The sequence below is a fragment of the Mesorhizobium sp. CA4 genome (assembly GCF_020165075.1).
GTDB lineage: Bacteria > Pseudomonadota > Alphaproteobacteria > Rhizobiales > Rhizobiaceae > Mesorhizobium.
In genome coordinates, this window is the sequence record NZ_JAIUHK010000049.1 from 15,915 (window position 1) to 35,787 (window position 19,873).

Below are 19,873 nucleotides of genomic sequence, written 5' to 3' on the forward strand. Positions count from 1 at the left end.
GCCTGCTGGGCATCGCCTACGAAACCAGTATCGTCTCGATCTTCGAGGGCGAGAGCCACACGGAGGCCTTCCTGAAGCTCAACCGGCGGGCGCGGTGCCCGTGCTCGGACTGGAAAACGGCGAGGCGATCGCCGAGTCGAACGCGATCCTGACCTATCTAGCCGAGGGCACGCCCTACCTTCCGTCGGACCGCTTTGCCCGCGCCAAGGTGATGCAGTGGCTGTTCTTCGAGCAGTACCATGTCGAGCCCGTCATCGGCTCGTTGCGCTACTGGACGCTGACCGGCCGCCTGGAGCGCAACAAGGCGCTGGCTCCCGGCAAGCGCGAGGCGGGCGTGCGCGCGCTGGGTGCGCTGGAGCGTAGCCTGGCCGACACGCAATTCCTGGTCGGCAATGCGCTCAGCATCGCCGACATCGCCGTCTACGCCTACAGCCACCGCGCCGAAGACTGCGGTTTCTCGCTCGCCGACTATCCCGCGGTCGATGCCTGGATGGGGCGCGTCAGCGAGGCGATCGGACCGGATTATCCGGTGCATCCTTACAGCATCGATCCGCATTCGCGCGCCTGAGCCGCCGGAACACAGCGGCGGACAGGGCGTTCTCCAAAAGGCACCGTGTCGGGCCTCGCCCAATCGGCGGCCGCTTGTTTCGCGTTGCGTTCCAACCCAGAGCCATGGAGATCCGCAATGGTTCGCACCATCCCCGTCGCAATCCTCGCCACCGGCATCATGAGCCTGCCTGTCATGGCAGCCGAGCAATACTGGGTCGCCAGGGACGCCGTGTCGAAGCAATGCGAGATCGTGCCCAAGAAGCCCGACGGCACGCTTGTCGTCGATCTCGGCAAGAAGAAATATGCCAGCGAGGGCGAAGCGAGGAAGGCAATGGAGGCGATGGCGGACTGCAAGAAGAAGTAGGGCCGCCGCCCAATTCCCCGAGGGGAGTTAGCCAGCTTCTACCGGTCCACCAATGACATCGTCCGTTCGTTGTATCGCTGTCCCGACACCTTATCGGGGGTCAGCGCCATGTCGAGGCCCAGCATCTCGGTGGCGTCGAGCGTGATGTCGGCTGCCGCGACATTCTCCTCCAGATAGGTTCGGCGTTTGGTGCCGGGGATCGGCACGATGTCGATGCCGAAATCCGGGCCCTTGGCGAGCAGCCAGGCGATCGCGATCTGGCCGGGCTTGACGCCTTTGGCGTCGGCGATGTCGCGCACCGTGGCCGCTGCCGCTACATTCAGGTCGAAATTCTCGCCCTGGTAGCGCGGATCGCCGCGCCGAAAGTCGCCCTCCGGATAGTCTTCCGCGCGCTTGACGTCGCCGGCGAGGAAGCCGCGGCCGAGCGGCGCGAACGGCACCAGGCCGATGCCGAGCTCCTTCAGCGCCGGGATGATCTCGGACTCGAGGTTGCGCTCCCAAAGCGAATATTCGCTCTGCAGCGCCGAGACCGGATGCACGGCATGCGCGCGGCGGATGTTGGCAATGCCCGCTTCCGACAGGCCGAAGAAGCGCACCTTGCCCTCGGTCACCAGTTCGCCGACCGCGCCCGCGACATCCTCCATCGGCACGGCGGGATCGACGCGGTGCTGGTAAAGGAGGTCGATGCGGTCCGTGGCGAGCCGCGAGAGCGAAGCATCGACCACCTCGCGTATATGCTCGGGCCGGCTGTCGAGGCCGGCCTGCTTGCCGTCGACGATGCGGAAGCCGAATTTCGTCGCGATCGTCACCTGGTCTCGTCGCCCTTTCAGCGCGCGTCCAAGCAGCTCCTCATTGACGAAGGGGCCGTAGACCTCGGCCGTGTCGAGAAAAGTGCAGCCGAGCTCGATCGCCCGGTGGATCGTCGCGATCGACTCCGCCTCGTCGGCCGGACCATAGGCCTGGCTCATGCCCATGCAGCCGAGGCCGATGGCAGAGACTTCGAGCCCTTGGCTGCCGAGTTTCTGTTTGCCGAGACTCATGCGTCTTGCTCCGCCGAATTTTCGATCCGGCTAAATTATAGGGCCGGGCGTGAATGCGTCCAGCGCTGGCCCTATTGACGGCGCAATCGTCGCCATCCTTGCCGGTGGCGATTCCACTGTGGTGACGGCCAATGCGGCACGACAGGCTTGTCCTGATATTGCTCTGGCGCGAGCTGGTCGTCGGCCTGCGCGCAATGCGGCGCCGCGATCTCGCCTGGATTGCGCTCGGCGGCGGTGGACTTCTGGCTTACGCGGTTGCGGATATTGTCGTCGCTCTGCATGCCGCGGGTCCGAAACTGCGGCACGACCAGCTTCTGTGGATGCTTGGACTGCCAGTCGCTTTCGCCGCGCTGGGATGCCTGGCAGGCAATGCAATGTCGTGCCTTTGCCTTTCTCGCGCCTTTGCCCCCTTCCTCAAGGCGCTGCCGCTCGCTTCGGCGGAGCGCCGTCGCATGGCGGCGGTGGGAGCCTTCGCGCTCGGCCTTCCACTCACGCTGGTGATCGCCACGGCGGTCGGCTTCGCCTGCGCCGTCATCGGAAAGCCGTTGGCGCCGGCCTGGGGCCTGGGCGCGGCGATCCTGTTTGCCTTGAGCTTCGGCATGGCAGCCCTTTGGCGCCTGCGGCGGCGGCCGCGCCTTGTCGTCGATGCGGCGAGCGAGCCGGCGCCGGTCGGAAGGCCCTGGCTGCGCCGCCTCGACCGGGCGCGTCCAAGCTGGCTTTCCAGCTGGGCCTGGAAACTGCCGGCCGGCAATATACGGCCGTCTTGGAAGCTGGCGGCCGCCAGCCTGCTGCTCGGGCTTGCCGCCATCCTTGGCGTGTGGGCTAGCCTGGCCGGCCGAACGGCTGGGCCGGCCGGCTGTCGCAGGCCTGGCGGGCGGCATTTTTGTTTTCATGCTCAGCCTGCGATGCCAGCCGCTCGGCTCGCCGGTGCTGCGCACGGCGCCCATCGGCTTTACCCGCGTATGGCTGCGGCTGGTACGACTGCCGCTGCAATTGTCGCTCGCCTTCTTTCTGCTGCCGGCCGACGCGGCGCTCGCGGCCGAACCGTCGGCCTGGTCGGTGCCGGTCGCGAGCGGCCTTTGGCTGCTGGTGCTGAACGCCGCCTATGCGGTGTTCGGCGCCTATTTCCTCAATGCGCCCTTCGTCGCAATGCTGAGTTTCGCCGGCGCGCTCGCCTATGCCGGCTACGAGACGCTCGAATATGGCCGTACCGTGCTGATCGGCTTGGCGGCGCTCGTGTTTTTCTTGTGGCACCGAACCCGACAGAGATATCGCAATGGCTGAAGTCCTCAACGTTAAAGAGCTCAGCGCCGGCTATCGCGGGCGCATTGTCGTTCGCGGCATCGATCTTTCGCTCCGTTGGGGCGATATAGTCGGCCTGCTCGGTGCCAACGGCTCGGGCAAGTCGACGCTCATCAGGGCGATCACCGGCCAGATCCCGTTGATCGGCGGCAGCGTGGCGATCGAAGGCATCGACCTCGCCGCCGCGCCGGAACGCGCCAAGGCAGGCTTCGGCCTCGCCATCGAGCCGCACGAACTGCCTGCGCCGCTTTCGGGACGCCAGTATGTCGAGCTCGTCGCCTCGATCCGTGGCTGCGCGCCAAACGACCTGCCAAGCGGCGACCTGCCGGGCGGCGACCTCCTGGAGCGACTAGACCTTGGACGCTGGATCGACCGCCCGATCGCCGAATATTCCCTTGGCACGCGAGCCAAGATCGCGATCGTCGCAGCGCTTCTCGGCCGGCCGCCGCTTCTGATCTTCGACGAGACGCTGAACGGCCTCGACCCGGTCGCCGCCTGGGAGGTGAAACGCGTGATCACCGCGCTCTGCGCGAGCGGGCGGCATGCCGCCATCGTCTCGACCCATGTGGTGGAGGCCGTGCCGGCGCTCTGCAATCGCGCGGTGCTGATGGCCGACGGCAGCCTGAGCCGAAGCTGGGATGCGGCCCAACTGGCCGGAGCGGGCAGGGCGCCTGGGGTGTTTGAGGAAAGCGTCATGCAGGCGTTGCGCATGCGGGCCGCGGCCTGATCTAGAGCAATTCCAGGAAAAGTGTGAGCGGTTTTCCGTCTGGAATTGCGACAAAAAACAAAGCTCTAAGCCATCGGCAGCATGCGGCGCATGATCAGCGAGGCGTGGCCGCCGACGCCGTGAGCCGCTTCCCGGCGTTCGACCCCCTCGAAGCCGTGCTTGCGGTAGAAGGCGATCGCGCGGTCATTGCCCTCGATCACCTCCAGCGCAATCGAGGGAATGCCGGCATGCGCCGCAAGCACCGCATGCAGCAGGTCGACCGCGAGGCCGCTGCCGAACGCCTGCGGCTCGATGTGGAGCCGCTCCAGCGTCACGTCGCCTTTCTCGTCCATCGCTGCCATGGCATAGCCGGCGATCGAGCCGTCGGCGCGTTCGGCGACGAAGGACATCTTGTCCTCGTCGTCGAGCTCAGCCGCGAGCCTTTCCGGTGCGTGCCTTTCGTCGGAGAGCCTGGCCACGGTCTCGTCGCCCATGATCGGCGCATAGGTCCGCCGCCAGGATTGGCCGAGCAGCCGCGAGACATCGGCAAGGTCGTTCCTCGTCATCGCCCGGATGCGGGTCATGGTCGCCATCCTTGTTGGAGTCTGAAGATAGGGCGAAGCGACCGGCACAGCCAATCTCCCTCCGCCCGGCAGGGCAGGAGGGAGCGCTGTCCCGCCGGCCTGTCCGCGTTTGGGATCTCGGCTTTACGCTGCGCTCGGCGCCGGCAGCTCTTCGCGGCGGCTTATCTTGCGGCCGAGGATCATCAACTGGCGCGCCGTGTTGTTGCGCAGGCGGCGCAGCCGCCATTCGAGCCCGGTTTCTATGGTGATCCGCTTGGCATAGATGCTGGAGCGCATGCCGGCTTGGTCGGTCGTGACCTTCACGGCATCGTCGTAGAAGGCGCAGATCTTGTCCACGTCCATGCCGGGCGTTTCCAGCCAGGCGGGAATATAGGTCGAAGCGAGCCGGTCGACATCCGTCATCGCGCGGTTGATGCCGACGCCAGGCGTCGGGCAAGTTGTCCAGAACGCATCGCCGATAGCGACGACCCCGGCGCGGCGATGCGCCCTGGTCGTCGTCAGGCTGACCTGTCTCACCTCGACGGGGCCGACGACGCCGAAATTGCCGCATTGTGCGGCCACCTCCGGCATCATTTCGCAAAGCACGGCTTGGGGATTTTCGCGAAACGCTCGCGTCCACTCTTCCGCCACGGTGCGGTAGAGGAACAGGTTTGCCCGCATGCGGTTGCCGATCGGGAAGACGCTGAGATAGGCGACCCGGTCGGCCGGCCGCCGAGGATAACAGATGATCGCCGGATAGGCGCATTCCCGCGGCGTGATCGCGAGGTCAAACCCGATCGACATCGAATGCGCCTTCGATTCCTCGATACGCTCCATGCCGATGGCGCGTCGCACCGTCTCGCCGTTGCCGGTGGCCACCACCAGAAGGCGGGATTCTATGACGGAGCCGTCAGCGAGAACCAGGCGCTGCCAGTCCGGCCCGGTCGAGACCTCGGCAACCTTGCCCACAGTCAGCGGAACTTCGGCCGGCAGGGCCTGCCGCATCCCATTGAGCAGCGCACCGTAGGAGAAACCGAACTCCCATTTCCGTTCGCGCTCGAAAAATTGGCCGAGGCGGAAGACATGGGTGCCGGTCACCGGCGTGACCAAGGGCCTGATAGCAGGCCCGAGTCCAAGCTTCTCGAAAGCCTGCATTTGCTTCATGCCGATCTTCTCGGCGCGGAACTCGTCGTGATGGACCAAATGGGGGTCGATCAGCGCCACCTTGCGGCCGGCCTTGCCCAGCACCGCGGCCAAGCTCGTACCCGCCAGCCCGGCGCCGACGATCGCAACGTCGATTTGGGCCGAACCAGCCTGGACGGCAGGTGTTTCGTGGTCCTGCATGGTGTTCATGCTTGCGCTCCACAGCTCATGCCGTGAATATCTTGGGTGGTATGAACAATCTCAAGCAACCCAGGCGCGAGCCGGGTAGCAACGAAAAATTAGGTTAATCCGCTTTGTGTGAGCCGCCTGACGATAGCCCCGCTGCCGAAACGATAGAGGCGGCAGCGGGCCGTTCGTGCGACGGGAGTGCTGTCCCGCCGAGCAGGAGACACTGCTCACGTGAAAATTAAGCCAGCTTCGCCATGAAGCGCGACTTACGGATTCGTAAGCTCGCTCAATATTATGTTCCCAAGCGCGGCCCGGCGGGCAATTCCTGACCTGCCTCGTCGGAGTGGTCGAAAGCAACCCCTGTTACGCCAAGCCTTGCGTCGCTCGGTTTTCCCGCTTCCCGAAACCGGCGGGCGAATATCATCAGGTGCCGCGCAGTGTTGTTGCGCAGGCGGCGCAGGCGCCATTCCAGCCCGGTCTCGGTCGTGATCCGCCTGGCATAGATGCTGGCGCGCATGGCTCTTTCGTCGGCGGCGATCTTGACCGGATCGTCGTAGAAGGCGCCGATCTTATCGGCCGCCATGCCGGGCGTTTCGAGCCAGGCGGGGATATGCGTCGAGCTGAGGCAATCGACATCGGTAAGCACGCGGTGGATGCCGTCGCCTTGCGCTGGACAGGTCGTGGCGAACGCATCGCCGATGAAGACGACGCCGTCGCGGCGGTGCCCCCGCGTCGTCGTCAGGCTGACCTGCCTCACTTCCACCTCGCTGGCGACGGCGAAGTTGCCGCATCGCGCGGCTATCTCCGGCATCAGTTCCAGCAGCATCTTTTGCGGGTTTTCACGGAACGCCCGCACCCATGGATCGGCGACGGTCCGGTAGACGAACATGTTGGCCCGCATCCGCTCGCCGATCCTGAAGATGGTAAGGAAGGCAATGCGGTCGGCGATCTGCCTCCCGTAGAAGGTGAGGGACTGCAGACCGAATTCCTGTGGCGAGATCGCCAGGTCGAACCCCATCGTCAGCGAATGCGCCTTCGATTCCTCGATGCGCTCGACGCCGATGGCGCGCCGCACCGCCTCACTGTAACCGGTGGCTACCACCAAGAGCCGGGCTTCGATCACTGAGCCGTCGGTGAGCACCAGGCGCTGCCGGTCCGGTCCGGTCGAGACTTCGGCGATCTTGCCTACCGTCAGCGGCACTTGCGGCGGCAGCGCGGCGCGCAGGCCGTTGACCAGCGGCGTGTAGGAAAAGGCGTATTCCCAGGCCTGCTTGCGCTCGAACAACTGGCCGAAGCGGAAAACATGGAGATCCGTCATCGGCGTAACGAGCGACCTGAAAACCGGGCCGAGCCCGAGCTTCTCGAACAATCCCATCTGCTCCGCGCGGGTTTTCTCGGCCCGGAATTCGTCATGGTGGATGCGATGCGGATCGACCAATGCGACCTTGCGGCCCGCTCTGGCGAGCGACAGAGCCAGCACGGTTCCGGCGAGTCCCGCCCCGACGATCGCCACTTCGACTTCGGTCCGAACGGCCGGCACGGCAGGTGTTTCGCGATCTTCTGCGATGCTCATGTCTTTTCTCCACCGGCCGTAGGCATGGGGTCCTGTATCTGTGTGCGTTTCCAGCGCGGCGCCATTGCCGAACCGTCGATGAATTCCAGTCCGCCCGCCTCGTTGAGCGTGTGCAGCTTGCGGCCGGCCCAACCGGCGCCGGGGTTGAGGATCGTTTCGACGACCTGCCCGAAGCCGCTCTCGTCGAGCTGCGTGACGCGCGCGATGCCGAGCGCGGCGCCATAGCTCCTGCGGCAGTCCTGCACCGGGCGCAGGAGCTGGCCGTTGCGGCTGACCATGCGGCCCGCCGGTCGCGCCGAGGCGACGTCGATCAACAACGGGTTCTTCGGATGCGGTATCCACGGCCCACGGAAATCCGGCGCCGACCACAGATGCAGTTGGTCCGAGAAGGCACCGCCGCCGTCGCGCACGGTAGCGAACATCCACCAGCGCCCGCCATGCTCGGTGAGCGTGGCGTCGCTGGCCACGATGTCCGACAGTAGCGTCGCTTCCTTCACCCAGCCGCCCGGGAAAGCGGTGGCGCGGTAGAGGTCGACCGTCCGGTTGGCCGAACTCTCCGGCACCATCCACATCTCGCCGTCGCGCTCGAACACGAAGGGGTAGGAGAGATGGTAAGGCAGCTCCAGCACCGGCTTCGGAGTGCCGACTGGTCCGGACGGACCGAAGGCCACCGCCGACAGGATCGCCTTGCCGGTGCGGTGGATGTAGTCCTCGACGAACAATGTCACCTGGCCGCGGTAAAGCACCGGGAACGGGTCGGCATAGAAGCGGCTGCCGTCGTCGGCCAAGTCGCGCCAGCCCGATTGCGGATGGGCGCGCAGCTCATATAGGTCCTTGCCGCTGCTCTCGCGCCAGCCGACCCGCCAGTGCGGGGCGTTGTAGCACAGATGATAGATCTGCTGGACGATGCGGCGCGCCGCCGCCTTGGCCGCACGCACCCCGATCTTCGTGGCCGACGGCAAGGCCGGAGCCGGCGGCTCCGATGACGGTTCGGGCAGCACCGGAAGCGGGGAGCGCGCCGCGCCGTTGACCGCCGCGACGATCAGGCTGGCTGTGCGCGCCAGCATGTCCTGGAAGGAAGCCAGCGCTATGCCGTGATATTCGGTGCCGAGCCGTCCTTCGGAAACTGTCGCGCCGTTCTGTTCCAGACGGACGCGCGGCGTGCGGCCGGCAAGGATCAGCGCCAGCAGGGCCTCCTCGCCGCAGACGCCGTCATAGGCCAGGCGCCAGACCCGCCGGCCCTGCGGCTCGACGTCGCCGACGAGATCGATCGTGAGATCGGCCGGCCCGGATGGTTTCGCATGGCTGGCCAGTGTGGAAAGTGGCACACCCTTTGCCGTCCCATTGGCGGGCAGCCGATGGATAAGCGTCTCAAGCTGGAACAGTGCTTCGGCACTGCGCGGCACACCGCCGGGCGCCGGACGCGCGTCTACGGCAAGCTCCACGCCGGGCAGCCGCGACAGCCGTTCAGCCAGCGCCACATGAAAAGCGCGCACGCGCTCGCCGTTGAGGCGTAGATTCAGGCGCATGGCCGACACCGGAGCGACTCACGTCCGGGGCTGGCGAGCCGATCCGCCAGGTCGAGTTCCCGCCGCATGCGCACGATGTCTCCTGATTTGGTTGCACTTAACTTGCACTCTGTTGGTGCAAACTTCGTGCCACGGCCGCATCAATTTAAGAACATAATTAACAGTGTTTTAATCGTTGCCGGGAATAGCTAGGCCAACGCCGCATTGTTATCTTTGCCGGCCGATGGAGCGTTGTCGGAGCGACCTTTGCAACCACCCCTGCTCATGGTGCCTCAGCAGAACGCTCCGGAGGCGATTGCGCCGGCGCCGGCCTATCACGCGCCCGCGCCCGCGCAAGCCACGGTCGAACTTGGCGATCTCGGCCGCATCCTGTTGCGCGGCCGTTTCCTGATCCTTCTCACCGTCGCGCTGCTCACCGCGGTGACGCTTGTCTATACGATGCTGACGCCGGCGCTCTACTCCTCGACGGCACAGATCATCATCGATCCGCAGGATCTCCAGGTCGTCACCAACGATGTCAATCCGAGCCGCATTTCGCCGGATGGCGGCATCACCCAGGTCGAAAGCCAGGTGAGCGTGGCGCAATCGAACAGCGTCCTTCTGCGCGCCATCGCGGCGACCGATCTGACCCACAACCCGGAATTCAACGGGCAGGGCGTGCTCGACCGCTGGCTGGGCACGGTCTTCGGCTCCGACGACGGCGACAGGACGGCTGAGACGCTCGACGCGTTGCGCCGCCGCCTTGCCGTGAAGCGCGACGACAAGGTGCTGGTCCTCAACATCATTGTCACCGCCAAGAGCGCCGAGCTCGCGGCGAAGCTCGCCAACGCCATCGCTCAGGCCTATCTCGACGATCAGGCGGCGGCGCGTTCGAAAGCCGCCGCCGACGCCTCCGATGCGATCAGCGCCCGGCTGGAAGACCAGCGCAAGCGCGTCGAGCAGGCTGCCAACGCCGTCGAGACCTACAAGGCCGAGCACAACATGGTGATGGCCGCCGGCAACCTGGTGAGCGACCAGGAACTGACCGACCTCAACACGCAGCTGACCGCCGCCCAGACCCGAACGGCGCAGCTCAAGGCGCAGGTCGATCAGCTGCGCCGGCAGGGCAGCGCGCCGGACGCGACCTCCGAGGCGATGCGCTCGCCGGTCATCGCCGGCCTCAGGGCGCAGGAGGCAACGCTCGTCGATCAGATATCGCAGTTCGGCACCGCGCTCGGGCCGCGTCACCCTTCGATGATCTCGGCGCAGCAGCAATTGAGCGACCTGCGCAAGCTGATTTCCCGTGAACTCGGCCGCCTCGTCGCCGCCGCCGAGACGGATTATGAGCGCGCCCTGGCCAACCAGAAGGAACTGGAGGCCAAGATGGCGTCGCTGAAGGGCAAGTCGCTCGACACCGACCAGGCGTCGGTCAAGCTGCGCGAGCTGCAGCGCGATCTCGATGCCGTGCGCACCGTCTATGCCAATTACCTGCAGCGCGCCCAGGAAACGCGCGAGCAGACCAACGTCAACAGCACCAATGCCCGCATCATCTCGCAGGCCATGCCGGCGCTGAAGAAGAGCTGGCCGCCGAAGGGGTTGCTTGTCTTCGGCGCTATCTTCGGCGGGCTGGCGCTGGGCATCGGCATGGCGCTGATCGCCGAATATCTTTCGCCGACCGTGCTTTCCGCCAACCAGATGCAGTCGGCCATCGAAGCGCCGGTGCTTGGCGTGCTGCCGGGCAGGGGACGCCGCCGCTCCGGCGCGGCCGCCCAGAAGACCGACGCCGTTGCCGGGCTGGCGCTGCAACGCATCGCCGCCGCCACCAGGCGCCCGCCCGACTGGCCGCTGGTGCCTTCGATCCTGGTGGCGTCGCCGCCCGAGGACAGGGCGCAGCGGTCGAGGGTCGCATGGCAGCTCGCCAACGCCGCGGCGGCCAGGGGCCGTCGCGTGCTGTTCATCGACATCAATGCCGGCAAGGACCAGAAGGACCCGCAGCCCGGCGTGCTCGACGTGCTGCGTGGCGAATATTCGCTCGAGGCCGTCAGCCGTTATGCGCCCGGCAGCCCCGTGGCGCTTGTCGGCCGGGGCCGGCCGACCGCGGTGTTCCAGGAAGCCCAGGCGCTCTATTTCGCCCACCGCATGCTGGCCGAGGCCAACCACAGTTTCGAGCTCGTCGTCGTCGACGGCGGTGCGCTGGCCGACGACCTCAACGTCCTGCCGCTGGTCGCCATGGCCGACGAGATCCTGCTCGTGGCCAGGCTGAACGCAACGCCGCTGCGCGACGTCGCCTCGACCTCCGAAGCAGTCTCGGTCATGGGGCGGCTGCCGACGGGCGCCATGCTGGTCGACGAGGCGGCCTGATATGGCCTCGATCCCGGCTGGTCCTGCCCGGCCTGACCCCGTTTCGGGTTACGGCATGGCCGGCCGGCGCATCGTCTCCGTCGATGCGCTGACCCGGATCGGCATCACCTTGGCGGTGCTGCTTCTGTTTTCCGTCTCCGGGGGCATGCTGTGGCTGGCCGGCTATAATTACGACGGCCTGCAAGGCAGCGCGCTGAGCAAAATCCACCCGTCTACCTATCTTTTCGTGCTCATCTTCATCTGGCGATCCTGCACCTTCGGCAATCCGGTCGGCTATGTGGTCCACGTCACCAACAAGCGGCCGGCAACGATGCTGATGGCGGTGATAGCAACGGTGCTTCTCTTTGTCGTCATCCTCAGGCAGCGCCCCGGCATGGCCGGCATGATCGACACCTTCGTCGCCCCGGCGCTGCTCGTGCTGCTCCTCAGCGAGGATGACGAGAAGACCTTTGCCTGGCTGCAGCTCGTCATCCATGTCGTCATGACCGCGAATGCGCTGCTGGCGCTGTTCGAGTTCGGCACCAAGCATCTGGTGTTCCCCTACAGGTTCGACGGCGCGATGTTCGTCAACGACCTGCGCTCGACGGCGCTGCAGGGACACCCGCTCTCCAATGCCACCGTCACCTCAATCTATGTGCTGTCGCTTCTGTCCGGCTCGCGTTCCCTGTCGACGCCGCTCAGGCTGGCGCTTGTCGGCCTGCAGTTCTGCGCGCTGGTCGCCTTCGGCGGCCGCTCGGGCATGGTGCTGACGATCCTGCTCGGCGGCGTCTATCTGCTGATCCAGGGCCTGGCGCAGCTCAGGACCGGGCGCGTCAACCTCTTGGGCGCCGCGCTGGTGATCATGCTCGCCGCGCTCCTGCCGCTGGCGATCGCGCTTGCCGGCTATTACGGCTTCTTCGACGCGCTGCTCGAACGTTTCGTCTCCGACAGCGGCAGCGCCAATGCCCGCATCGAGATGTTCGATCTCTTCAGGCATCTTGAACTGCGCGACCTGATCGTCGGGCCCGATGTCGACCTGCTCGACAGCATGCGCCGTATCAGCGGCCTGGAGCAGGGTATCGAAAACCCGGTCCTGCGCCTGACGCTCTACCAAGGCGCCTTCTTCACCCTTCTGATCTTCTTCGGCTTCGCGTTGTTCATGCATGAGGTCGCGCACCGCTGCCATGCCGGCATCTGGCTGCCGATGCTGGGCTGGCTCATCCTGATCAACACCTCCGAAAGCATCGCCTCCAAGACGACGCTGATGACCAAATTCGTGGTCATCGCGCTGGCGCTTTATCGGCCGGCGGCGGTGCGTCAAAGGGCGCGGGCGTAGCGTCCCGACGGCTATGGGCGGCACGCCTTGCGCGTAAGCAACGCACGCCCGGCGTTCCGAAAGGAGGATGGATTTCGTTCGACCCATGTAAACCAAGCCCTTAGCGCGGTTTGGTGATTCAACAAATCAAGCGCGCGGCATCCTCAATCCCAGCGCATCGACCATCGCCGGATCGAGCGCGCGCGTGATGTCGTCCATCATGCCCATGCCGTCGAACAGGTCCCAGAATGCCCAGGCAAAGCCGAAGGCTTCGGCGCTCTGCCGGACATCGGCGATGTAGCGGGCGCGGTCGGGACTGGGAGCGGCGGTGTAGCGGGCATCGGTGCGCAACGCGCCGAACTCGCCCATGATGATGCGCTCGCGCGCGATGTCATGGGCTTCTGCCCAGTCGCTCGCCTGCTTGAGATAGCCATCGATGAAGCGGCGGTCGGGTTGCGCATCGAAATAGACTTTGAGCACCTTTTCCGTCTCTTCGTAGGCGGCTTTCTTGGCCCCGTCAGACCATTCCGTGTCCTGCGCCATCCTTGCCCTGACCGAGGCCAGGGTCCCTTCCAGCGTTCCGACGGAGGCCGGCCATGGCACGTTGTTCAGCGCGCGGTAGACCGGCTCGCGCATCCATGGCGCGCCCTGATGGCTGAACAGATAGGGTTCATAGAAGTGGAAGGTGAACAGGATCGGCTCGAAGGCCGCCAGCGGCGCCGGATCGAGCGCGGTCAGCCCGCGCACCATCGAGCCGCAGCCACCGGTGACGAGCAGCGGCAGCTTGCGCGCCGAGCCGCGCGCAGCGGTCAGCAACGCCGCCTGCACCTTGGACCAGGCGTCGGAGGCACAGTCCTGCGGCGGCTCGTTGACCGGCTCCAGCGCGATCCTGCCGGGCGCCATATAGTCCAGCATGCCGGCCACTTCGCCGACAAAGACTTGGTAGCGGGAGAATTCCGGCGCGGCAGTGCTCGAATACATCCGGTCGGGATTCCAAAAATGCGTGGCGCCATTGGCCTGCACGTTGACGATGACGGCGAGATCGGCCGCGAGCGCCGCCTCGACCGCCGCACTCAGCATCGCCATCAGCTCGGCGCGCTGGCCCGCGTCGGCGGCCAGGAACGGGCCCGGATCGACAGGCAAGCGGATGAAATCGAGCCCGCTGGCGCGCAGCCGGGCAAGGTCGGCCGGCGTCGGCATCGGCCGCTGCGGCTGGAAAGGCGGCCAGTCATAGTCGGTGCGGGGTGCGGGGAATTCGCGCGTCAAGGCAAACCACGGCCAAGTGTTGACGCCGCGCCTGAAAGGCCATGCGCCGGCGGCAAGCGCTTGAGATACGAGCGGCGGAACCGCAGTCGCCAGTGGTGCTGTTGCCGCGACCAGCGCCGCGCCGAGGATCCGGCGGCGCGACCAGCCGGTCATGCGTGCTTGGCGCGGTCGGCTTTCGCCGGCACGGCGGTGACAGCGCCGAGCTGCCGCAGCGCTTCTTTCTCATAGGCGGTGAGAACGTCTTCCCAGCGGAAAGCCTCGCGGGCGCGTGCCCGCGCAGCCTTGCTGCAGCGCGCCACCAGCGCGTCGTCGGCCAGCGCCTCGTCGATCCGTTGGCTCAGGCTGTCCGTGTCGTTGAAATATATTGCCGCATCGCCGGCGACCCAGCGATTGTAGCGATTGTCATGCGCAATCACCATGTTGCCGGCGGCAAGCGCCTCGACCAGCGAGGGGTTGGTGCCGCCCACCGTGTGGCCGTGCATATAGGCGCGCGCATGGTAGCGCAGCGCCTTCACCGTCACCTGGTCGTAGATCGCGCCCGGCATCATCACCACCGAACCTGCCGCTTCGCGCACCGCGCGGTGATAGGGGATCTCGTCGTTGAGCGTACCCAGCACGACCAGCTTCATCTCGCCACGGTCGCGGCGGCGGAAGGCTTCGATGATCGGCAGGATATTGTTGTCGGGTTCGATCCGCGCGATCGAGACCAGATATTTGCTGGGCTCGAGCCCAAGCGCGCGAATGGGTTCCTCCGGAGCCGAGGTCACCGGGTCAGCGCCATAAGCAATGGTGGCGATGGCGCTGCGCGGCCGCCTCGTCGCCAGGTGATCGGCGATCGCCGGATGGTCGGCCACAAGCCGATGCGAGAGCCAGGCGCCGATCCATTCGTTGAGCCAGAACCAGCTGCGCGCCGCCGGGCCCCATTTCGGCCGCCTCCACTCGATGCCGTCCATATTGGTGATGATCTTGCGCCGCATGAGCCTGAGCCAGGTCAGGAAAACCGCGCCGTTATAGCCGAGCACCAGGCACACGCCCGGCCGCCTGGCGGCGTCGAGCACGCATTGCCAGTCGAATTCCAGCGTCGCGCGCGGACCCTTGGAGGCGACCTCGATGGTGATGAGCTCGATGCCGCGCCAGGTCTCGCTCGTCACCCTTTGGCCGACGCGCTCGACCTCTTTTTGGCAATAGACGCCGACCTTCCAGCCGCGTCCGGCCAGGAAAAGCGCCAGCCGCTCGGCAAAGGTCTCGAAGCCGCCATGAGAAGCCGGAATGCCGCGTGTCCCTAGGATCAGGATCGAAGGCTTTTCGATCAGCTTGGAAAGTCGTTCCGGTTTCAAAATAAAGGAATCCCCGGGGTCCGGTCATGGTTGTTGTTACGTCAATGACACGCCCAGCAACTTGCGTGCCAGGTACCCCCGGGGCGAATACTCGCATGAAGGTGTAAAATTTCTCTTCAGAAAGCATGGCTTGCTTCATTATCGGTCAACTTTCGCGGCGTATCTGTTCCGATACGGGGCACGGCCGGGGTTCAGGGTCGCAGCAGGGCGCTCAGGAACCCGGCATAATCCTTGCTCCCGGGCCTGCGGTGGCCATCGCCGGGTAGAGCGGCGTGCGGATTTGGCATGAAGTTTCTTCCGCGCTTGAAGGGTCCGGTGCTGAGCGGACTCGGGGTGCAAGGTAGAAAGATAGTGATGCGCATTGCCTGCGTTCATCAGGGTTATGAGCTCTATGGTTCGGACCGCAGCTTCGCGGAGAGCGTGGCTGCGCTGCGCGCCGCGTTTCCGGCCGCCGAGATCGAGGTCGTGCTGCCGCGCGATGGGCCGATTGTAAATATCCTCAAGCCGCATGCCAGCCGTATCGTGTTCGAACCGCTCTGGGTGCTCAGGCGCCAGGCGATGCTCAGGCTCGCCACCGTCGAGATTGCGCGGCTGCCGGCGGCGCTCTGGCGCGCCTGGCGGCGCATGCGGGGCAGCGACCTAACCTATATCAACACTTCGATCATCGCCGACTATGCGCTGGCGGCGCGGCTTTTGCCGCGCAAGGCTCTGCTGCACATCCACGAGATTCCCGAGGGCATCCTGCGCAAGGTGCTTGTCGCCTTGATGCGCTGGAGCAAGGCCGACCTGATCTTCAACTCGCGCGCCACGCGCGCCACGTTCGGCGACCCGCCGGCCGTCGATGCCAAGGGACGGTGCACGCATGTCGTCTATAACGGCGTCGCCGGGCCGGTGGCCGCCCTGCCGACGACTTATGACGGCAACCGGCCGCTCAAGGTCCTGCTGCTTGGCCGCATCAATCGCATCAAGGGGCAGGAGGTACTGCTCGAAGCGGTCGCCTCGCTCCCCGCTGCGTTGCGCGACCGTGTAGAGGTCCGCCTGGTGGGCGGCGCCTTCGAAAGCTCAGAGCGCGAGCAGGCAATGGCCGAACTGGTCGGGCGCATGGGTCTGACCAGGCATGTCGAGGTGCTGCCATTCGTTGCCGACCCTGCCGACCACTATCGCTGGGCAGATATCGTGGCGGTGCCGTCGCGCCGCCCGGAATCGCTTGGTCGCGTCGCCATCGAGGCAATGGGTTGGGGCCGACCGCCTCTGGTGTCGGCGATCGGCGGGCTGGTGGAAGTGGTGGCGGACGGCGAGACCGGCTGGCATGTGCCGCCCGGCAATGCCGCCGCCCTTGCCGGCAAGCTCGCAGAGATCATCCTGCGGCCGGACCTCTGGCGCGGCTTCGCCGCCGCCGGCCGGGCACGCTACGACGCGGTGTTCAGCGAACACATCGCCGCCGCTGCGATCGTGGCGATCGTGGCCGACAAGCTGAAGGCGGCAACGCCGCGACAGGGGCTGGCGCACATTGCCCGCGAGGCGGAGACGAGCCCGTGAAGTTCACCTTCCCGGCCCATCTGGTGCGGCGCCTCATGCTGATGATCGGCGGCGAGGCGATGCAGAGCGGCTTCCATTTTGCCCTCAACATCGCGCTGCTGCATCTTCTGTCGGCGGAAGGCTACGGCCTCTTCGCCCTGGCCATGGTGATGGGCGGCGTCGGCTTGTCGTACATCCGCTCGCTCACCGCCGTTCCCGCCACCATATGGATGAGCAAGAGCACCAACAGCGCCGGCGTCGACGCCCATGACGTGACCTTCGGATCGGCGGCGCTGGTGGTGGCGCTGCTGATGGGGCTGGGCACGGGATTGCTGATGCGCGTCCTGGGCGACCCGAACGGCATCGGCGCCGCCTGCTTCGTCTGCGCCTGGTCGCTGCGCAGCCATATGCGCACGGCATTCTTTGCGCGCCGCATGCAACTTGTCGTCTCCATCAGCGACGCCCTGTTCACGATCGCGGGCATAGTGCTCGCGGGGGCGGCGATCTGGTTTTTCACGGATGCGCTTCAGGCCACCTTCTACGCGCTTGCCGCGGCCAATATCGTCGGCATCGCCGTGCTGGTGAGACTGGCGCGGCGCAGGCTGCGCATCTCCTTCCGCGCGCCGACCTGGCAGCGCTATGCAAAGCTATGGCCGCAGCTCTGCTGGTCGGGGTTCAGTGCCACCACCACCAACATCCAGGGCCAATCTCTGGCGCTGCTGGTCGCGGGCATCGCCGGGCCCGCCGCCTACGCGCCATTGGCGGCAGTGCTGGTGCTGTTTGCGCCGCTACGCATTTCCAGCCTTGCCTTCTCGAACATGGCGCAGCCGGAACTTGCAAAGCTGGTGCGCAACAAGGAGTTCGACCGCGTATGGGCGCAGGCCAAGATCTGGGCGCTCGTCATGGGTATCGGCAGTCTGGCCTATGGCTGCGGTATCCTGTTCATTTTGCCGATGATCGAGTCCCAGGCCCTGCAGCATGCCTCGGTCGGCCTGATCGGAATTTTCGCCATCGCCAACTTCGTGCCGATCATGGCCTATGTCATGCCGCGCGTGGTCCTCGAGATCGTCGGCGATTTCCGCATCGTCGCCTTCATCACCATGGCCGGCGCGATTGTCGGGCTCGCGACGATCGGCATCCTGTTGGCCGTCGCGCCGCCGACATGGTCGCTGGCCGGCGCCGCGGTGTCCGAGACCTTTGTGCTCGTGGCCTCATGGTATTTCGCGGCCAACCGCATGTGGAACCTCAAGCATCCGAGCAAGCAGCGCCCCACGGTGGTCGGCGCCTGGCGCCGCGCGGCGACGCTTGCCGTGCAGCGACGATAGGAGAATGATGTGGCAAGCCAGGCAATGCCGATGACCGCAATGACGACGGGCTTGGTTGACGGCGAGACCGCGCCGCACGCTGCCCCCGCCGCCAGCACCGCTTACGTGGCTGAGCTGCACACCAGCCTCGAAACGGCCAAGCCGCTCTGGCTGCGTCTCGAGGCGACGGGCGTGTGCACCGGCCATCAGCACTTCGCCTGGGCCGAGGGGATCGTCGAAGGGCTCCTGCCGCAAAAAGCCGACCTTGCGATCGTCGAAGTGAGGGATGCAGGCACGGGCGAGCCGAGGATGCTTGTACCGTTGATGCGGCGCCGCGCCTTCCACCATTGGGTGATCGAATGGCTGAGCTGCGGCGTGTGCGACTATTCCGCCCCCTTGCTCGCCGACGCGACGCCGTGGACCAGGCAATCCGCCGAGGCGGCGTGGGTGGCGGTGCTGTCCGTGCTGCCGCCGGCCGACCGCATCCATATCGTCGGCATCCCGAAAGAGGTCGGCGGCGTCGCCAATCCCTTGGCGCTGCTGTCGCCGGCGCGCGACTCCATCCACTCGCATTACGGCATCGCCATGGATGGCGACGCCGAAACCGTTGTCAAGCGCATCTGCCGCCCGTCCTTCGTCAAGGCGCTCAACAAGGATCTGCGCCGGCTCGATCGCAATGGTGGCCTGGCGCTGGTGGAAGCCGACACGCCGGCCCTCGTCGACTCCATCTTCGGCAAGCTGGTCGATATGCGGCTCAGCCGCTTTCGCGAGCTCGGCCGCTTCGATCTGCTGGCGCAGCCGGAGGTCACCGATTTCTACCGCAAGGCCGCGCACCGCGGCCTGACGGACGGTTCGGTGCGGATCTTCGGGCTGCGCGCCGGCGATATGATAGTCGCGGTCCAATATCTGGCGGTCCATCTGGGCACCCTACACGCGCTGCTGGTTGCGATCGACCAGGGCGCCGTGCCCAATGTCTCGCCGGGACTTTGCATCATGGGCGAGCTGATCAAATGGGGCCGAGGGCAGGGCTTCGACTATTTCGACCTGTCGGTCGGCAACCAGAGCTACAAGGAACATATGGGCGCGGTGAAGTCGGTGCTGTCCGAACTTTGCTACGGCATCACGCTGAAAGGCGTGGCGGCGAGCGAGGCCATCAAATACCGCGGCCGGGGCGTCGCCTTCGTGCGCGACAACCCGCGTCTGTTCAAGGTCGCGCAGGAATTCATGCAGCGCTGGCGGCGGCTACGGGCGCGGTGAAGGGGCAAAGCGGGCCTGGCAAATTGACTCACATTCCGCTCTCCGCCATGCTTACGGGCAGCCGCATCTTTAGCGGCAGCGTGTTCGAGTGAGGCCATGGCCAGTCCCGTCGCCAGAGAAAAGTCCCGCCGCGCCGCGGTGAAGACCGCGCTCGAGCGCCACAAAGTCTATGTCACCGCGCAGCGCTTTTCCGGCGGCTCCTACAGCGCCCGCGTGCTGGTCGACGGCGAGGCCTACTGGGTCGACGAGTTCCGGCTGAGCCAGCTCAGGCAAGGACTCACGCCGGCGGAGTTGGAACTGACGCCGGCGGTTGACGATTGAGGGTAATTTTCGTTCTTCCGCATCGCTGCGCCTTAGGAAAATCTGAAATGCTGGCGGGACAGCACCCCCCTCTGTCCTGCCGGACATCTCCCCCTCAAGGGGGGAGATTGGCTGTCACGCCGGCTTTCGCCAATCGCCGACGCTGTAAGGGGAGCGCGGGCGCGCGGTCTGCTAATCTCCCCCCTAGAGGGGGAGATGTCCGGCAGGACAGAGGGGGGCGCGAAGGAACGAGGCGTTTGCCATTGTCCCGTCTGCGCCTCGGCACTTAGTCCATGCCC

General features: G+C 65.9%; 17 protein-coding genes and 1 pseudogene. 10 read left to right on the forward strand and 8 right to left on the reverse strand.

All coding sequences use genetic code 11. The annotated features are described in order from the left end of the window. Positions 1 to 2: 2 nt before the first annotated feature. Together LB528_RS27460 and LB528_RS27465 are read left to right on the forward strand one after the other, a co-directional pair. A pseudogene (locus LB528_RS27460) lies at positions 3 to 568 on the forward strand (glutathione S-transferase family protein); the annotation flags it as partial. Between the two features lie 117 nt (positions 569 to 685). Next, positions 686 to 913 (forward strand): hypothetical protein, encoded by a 228-nt coding sequence (locus LB528_RS27465; protein ID WP_224516037.1) that lies wholly within the window; start codon positions 686 to 688, stop codon positions 911 to 913. Between the two features lie 38 nt (positions 914 to 951). On the opposite strand, the gene LB528_RS27470 is transcribed toward LB528_RS27465, so the two are convergent. Continuing rightward, complete coding sequence (locus tag LB528_RS27470; protein WP_224716983.1) at positions 952 to 1,953, reverse strand: aldo/keto reductase; 1,002 nt, start codon at positions 1,951 to 1,953, stop codon at positions 952 to 954. 71 nt (positions 1,954 to 2,024) lie between these two features. Continuing rightward, complete coding sequence (locus LB528_RS27475) at positions 2,025 to 2,234, reverse strand: hypothetical protein (RefSeq protein ID WP_224716984.1); 210 nt, start codon at positions 2,232 to 2,234, stop codon at positions 2,025 to 2,027. A gap of 610 nt (positions 2,235 to 2,844) precedes the next feature. Between LB528_RS27475 and LB528_RS27480 the strand changes: the two genes are divergently transcribed. Both LB528_RS27480 and LB528_RS27485 read left to right on the forward strand, forming a co-directional pair. Beyond that, positions 2,845 to 3,237: a hypothetical protein gene (locus LB528_RS27480; RefSeq protein WP_224716985.1), complete on the forward strand. Its 393-nt coding sequence runs from the start codon at positions 2,845 to 2,847 to the stop codon at positions 3,235 to 3,237. Next, the gene (locus LB528_RS27485) at positions 3,230 to 3,982 is read left to right on the forward strand and encodes an ABC transporter ATP-binding protein (protein WP_224716986.1); all 753 of its coding nucleotides are present in this window, start codon (positions 3,230 to 3,232) and stop codon (positions 3,980 to 3,982) included. The genes LB528_RS27480 and LB528_RS27485 overlap by 8 nt, the downstream gene beginning before the upstream one ends. 65 nt (positions 3,983 to 4,047) lie before the next feature. On the opposite strand, the gene LB528_RS27490 is transcribed toward LB528_RS27485, so the two are convergent. The 4 genes from LB528_RS27490 to LB528_RS27505 all read right to left on the reverse strand — a co-directional run bounded on the left by LB528_RS27490 (position 4,048) and on the right by LB528_RS27505 (position 8,958). Next, complete coding sequence (locus LB528_RS27490) at positions 4,048 to 4,545, reverse strand: GNAT family N-acetyltransferase (protein WP_224716987.1); 498 nt, start codon at positions 4,543 to 4,545, stop codon at positions 4,048 to 4,050. Positions 4,546 to 4,668: 123 nt separating this feature from the next. Next, complete coding sequence (locus LB528_RS27495; protein ID WP_224716988.1) at positions 4,669 to 5,877, reverse strand: FAD-dependent oxidoreductase; 1,209 nt, start codon at positions 5,875 to 5,877, stop codon at positions 4,669 to 4,671. 271 nt (positions 5,878 to 6,148) lie between these two features. Then, a complete protein-coding gene (locus tag LB528_RS27500; RefSeq protein ID WP_224716989.1) occupies positions 6,149 to 7,429 on the reverse strand; it encodes an FAD-dependent oxidoreductase in 1,281 nt (426 codons plus the stop codon). Beyond that, the gene (locus LB528_RS27505; protein ID WP_224716990.1) at positions 7,426 to 8,958 is read right to left on the reverse strand and encodes a formyl transferase; all 1,533 of its coding nucleotides are present in this window, start codon (positions 8,956 to 8,958) and stop codon (positions 7,426 to 7,428) included. The genes LB528_RS27500 and LB528_RS27505 overlap by 4 nt, the downstream gene beginning before the upstream one ends. Before the next feature lie 246 nt (positions 8,959 to 9,204). Here LB528_RS27505 and LB528_RS27510 point away from each other — a divergent pair, with 246 nt between their 5' ends. Both LB528_RS27510 and LB528_RS27515 read left to right on the forward strand, forming a co-directional pair. After that, a complete protein-coding gene (locus tag LB528_RS27510; protein ID WP_224716991.1) occupies positions 9,205 to 11,298 on the forward strand; it encodes a GumC family protein in 2,094 nt (697 codons plus the stop codon). Between the two features lies 1 nt (position 11,299). Further along, the gene (locus LB528_RS27515; protein ID WP_224716992.1) at positions 11,300 to 12,613 is read left to right on the forward strand and encodes a VpsF family polysaccharide biosynthesis protein; all 1,314 of its coding nucleotides are present in this window, start codon (positions 11,300 to 11,302) and stop codon (positions 12,611 to 12,613) included. Between the two features lie 126 nt (positions 12,614 to 12,739). On the opposite strand, the gene LB528_RS27520 is transcribed toward LB528_RS27515, so the two are convergent. Together LB528_RS27520 and LB528_RS27525 are read right to left on the reverse strand one after the other, a co-directional pair. Then, a complete protein-coding gene (locus LB528_RS27520) occupies positions 12,740 to 14,011 on the reverse strand; it encodes a glycoside hydrolase family 5 protein (protein ID WP_224716993.1) in 1,272 nt (423 codons plus the stop codon). After that, the gene (locus tag LB528_RS27525; RefSeq protein WP_224716994.1) at positions 14,008 to 15,195 is read right to left on the reverse strand and encodes a DUF1972 domain-containing protein; all 1,188 of its coding nucleotides are present in this window, start codon (positions 15,193 to 15,195) and stop codon (positions 14,008 to 14,010) included. The genes LB528_RS27520 and LB528_RS27525 overlap by 4 nt, the downstream gene beginning before the upstream one ends. A gap of 354 nt (positions 15,196 to 15,549) precedes the next feature. On the opposite strand from LB528_RS27525, the gene LB528_RS27530 reads away from it, so the two are divergent. The 4 genes from LB528_RS27530 to LB528_RS27545 all read left to right on the forward strand — a co-directional run bounded on the left by LB528_RS27530 (position 15,550) and on the right by LB528_RS27545 (position 19,595). Beyond that, entirely contained in the window at positions 15,550 to 16,734 is a 1,185-nt protein-coding gene (locus LB528_RS27530; RefSeq protein ID WP_224716995.1) for a glycosyltransferase, read from the forward strand. Continuing rightward, positions 16,731 to 18,038: a hypothetical protein gene (locus LB528_RS27535; RefSeq protein ID WP_224716996.1), complete on the forward strand. Its 1,308-nt coding sequence runs from the start codon at positions 16,731 to 16,733 to the stop codon at positions 18,036 to 18,038. Before LB528_RS27530 ends, LB528_RS27535 begins: the two co-directional genes overlap by 4 nt. A gap of 9 nt (positions 18,039 to 18,047) precedes the next feature. Next, positions 18,048 to 19,274, forward strand: a complete 1,227-nt coding sequence (locus LB528_RS27540; RefSeq protein ID WP_224716997.1) for a GNAT family N-acetyltransferase — start codon at positions 18,048 to 18,050, stop codon at positions 19,272 to 19,274. Between the two features lie 96 nt (positions 19,275 to 19,370). Beyond that, a complete protein-coding gene (locus LB528_RS27545) occupies positions 19,371 to 19,595 on the forward strand; it encodes a hypothetical protein (protein ID WP_140840603.1) in 225 nt (74 codons plus the stop codon). The last annotated feature ends 278 nt before the right edge of the window (positions 19,596 to 19,873 follow it).

What these genes read in the sequence shown, in the direction of transcription:
- LB528_RS27465 (WP_224516037.1), top strand. Translation starts at nt 686, where the DNA reads ATGGTTCGCACCATCCCCGTCGCAATCCTCGCCACCGGCATCATGAGC.
- LB528_RS27470 (WP_224716983.1), bottom strand. Translation starts at nt 1,953, where the DNA reads ATGAGTCTCGGCAAACAGAAACTCGGCAGCCAAGGGCTCGAAGTCTCT.
- LB528_RS27475 (WP_224716984.1), bottom strand. Translation starts at nt 2,234, where the DNA reads ATGCAGAGCGACGACAATATCCGCAACCGCGTAAGCCAGAAGTCCACC.
- LB528_RS27480 (WP_224716985.1), top strand. Translation starts at nt 2,845, where the DNA reads ATGCTCAGCCTGCGATGCCAGCCGCTCGGCTCGCCGGTGCTGCGCACG.
- LB528_RS27485 (WP_224716986.1), top strand. Translation starts at nt 3,230, where the DNA reads ATGGCTGAAGTCCTCAACGTTAAAGAGCTCAGCGCCGGCTATCGCGGG.
- LB528_RS27490 (WP_224716987.1), bottom strand. Translation starts at nt 4,545, where the DNA reads ATGACCCGCATCCGGGCGATGACGAGGAACGACCTTGCCGATGTCTCG.
- LB528_RS27495 (WP_224716988.1), bottom strand. Translation starts at nt 5,877, where the DNA reads ATGAACACCATGCAGGACCACGAAACACCTGCCGTCCAGGCTGGTTCG.
- LB528_RS27500 (WP_224716989.1), bottom strand. Translation starts at nt 7,429, where the DNA reads ATGAGCATCGCAGAAGATCGCGAAACACCTGCCGTGCCGGCCGTTCGG.
- LB528_RS27505 (WP_224716990.1), bottom strand. Translation starts at nt 8,958, where the DNA reads ATGCGCCTGAATCTACGCCTCAACGGCGAGCGCGTGCGCGCTTTTCAT.
- LB528_RS27515 (WP_224716992.1), top strand. Translation starts at nt 11,300, where the DNA reads ATGGCCTCGATCCCGGCTGGTCCTGCCCGGCCTGACCCCGTTTCGGGT.
- LB528_RS27520 (WP_224716993.1), bottom strand. Translation starts at nt 14,011, where the DNA reads ATGACCGGCTGGTCGCGCCGCCGGATCCTCGGCGCGGCGCTGGTCGCG.
- LB528_RS27530 (WP_224716995.1), top strand. Translation starts at nt 15,550, where the DNA reads ATGCGCATTGCCTGCGTTCATCAGGGTTATGAGCTCTATGGTTCGGAC.
- LB528_RS27545 (WP_140840603.1), top strand. Translation starts at nt 19,371, where the DNA reads ATGGCCAGTCCCGTCGCCAGAGAAAAGTCCCGCCGCGCCGCGGTGAAG.